At 38.4% G+C, this 1,665-nt stretch carries 2 protein-coding genes; both read left to right on the forward strand.

The features are described 5' to 3' along the window. Window positions 1–670 (forward strand): potassium-transporting ATPase subunit KdpA (locus DYY66_RS06725; RefSeq protein ID WP_218583650.1); only part of this gene is annotated, 670 nt, incomplete at its 5' end. Window positions 671–685: 15 nt separating this feature from the next. Continuing rightward, window positions 686–1,665: HAD-IC family P-type ATPase (locus tag DYY66_RS06730; protein WP_218583651.1), on the forward strand; the 980-nt coding region annotated here is incomplete at its 3' end.

A 1,665-nucleotide genomic window follows, 5' to 3' on the forward strand; every position in this document is an offset into this window, starting at 1 on the left:
GAGTACACTCTTCGTAGAATCATCCGTAGCATCAAACACTGGTGCTGCAAATGCATCTCTTACAGGAATGTCACCAAATGCAGTAATTGGACTTTTTCTAGGCATGTTTGTTCAAGCAATTCCTGGAGCAGACGGTACAGGAATGATGATGATGATAATCTTTGTAATACTTACGCTCTTTTTGGTTGGACTGATGGTTGGAAAGACTCCAGAGTTTATGAGTATGAAGATAAATCCCAGAGATGTCAGACTTGCAGCATTCGTATTTTTGATACATCCTGCACTAATATTGATTCCATCCGTAATGGCATACACTACTGAAAATGCGCAGAGTGTTCTTGGAGAACATACAACTCCTGCAACATTTACGCAAGTTTTGTATGAATACAGTTCAGCGTCAGCAAACAACGGATCAGATTATCTTGGAACATCTGCAAATACTCCATTTTGGAATTTGTCTACGGCATGGATTATGCTACTTGGTCGTTATGCACCAATTGGATTGATGTTAGCAGTTGCAGGATCATTTACACTTAGAGATAGAAAAGATGTTGTAGAACCAATCAAAACCTCAGGTTTTCTTTTTGTTGGTGTTTTATCAGTCATGGTATTCATTTTAACAGCTCTTACTTTCTTTCCGTTCTTGGCAATGGGGCCATTTTCAATGTAGTGTGATGAAATGATGATGACAAAATTAAAACAATCAATATTTGACAAAAGAATGCTCAAGGATTCTGTAACAAAGCTAAGCCCACTTTATCTTGCCAAAAAAAGTCCAGTAATGCTTACTGTTGAAGTTGGATTCTTTTTGGTACTTGCAATAGGTTTTCTGCCAAACATGTCATCAGAATTTGTAAATGAAAACCGTGTCTTCTATATGGAATCTGCAATAATTCTGATTATTACTGTCTGGTTTGCCACCTTTTCTGAGGCACTATCAGAATCTCAGGCAAGAGCGAAGGTAGATTCTCTTAAAAACTTGGAGAAGGAAGTTTTGGCAAAAAAACTAGTGGATGGAAAAGAGGCATTGGTAAAATCAACCAGTCTCATATTAGGGGACCGAGTGCGAGTTTATGCAGGAGAGATAATTCCAAGAGATGGAATAGTACATGAAGGAAAGGCATTCGTGGACGAATCCATGATGACTGGAGAGTCAAATCCAGTCTTCAAAGAAAAAGATAATCCTGTGCTTGGCGGAACCAAGGTAGCAAATGACAGTATTGTAATCGAAATAACTTCAGAAGCTGGAAAGAGTTTCCTCGATGAAATGGTTGGATTAATTGAAAGTGCAAAGAGACCCAAGACAAAAAATGAAATTGCCCTTACCATACTACTTGCAGGATTATCAATAATTTTCATAACGGTAGTTGGAACGATGTTATTCTTTGGATACTATCTTGGATACCATATGGACATTTCAGTACTCTTTGCATTGCTAGTGGCCTTGATGCCAACTACTATTGGAGGATTGTTGCCTGCAATAGGAGTTGCTGGAATCAATAGACTTGCAAGAGACAACATTGTAGTAAAATCAGGAAAGGGAATAGAGTCAGCAGGTGATTGTGATGTGCTCATCTTAGACAAAACTGGAACAATCACTGAAGGTGCCAGAAGAGCAATTGCTTTTGTACCAATGGAAAAATTTACCGAGCAAGATATTGCTGA

Origin of the sequence: Candidatus Nitrosotalea sp. FS (assembly GCF_011319475.1) — an archaeon.
Classification (GTDB): Archaea; Thermoproteota; Nitrososphaeria; order Nitrososphaerales; family Nitrosopumilaceae; genus Nitrosotalea.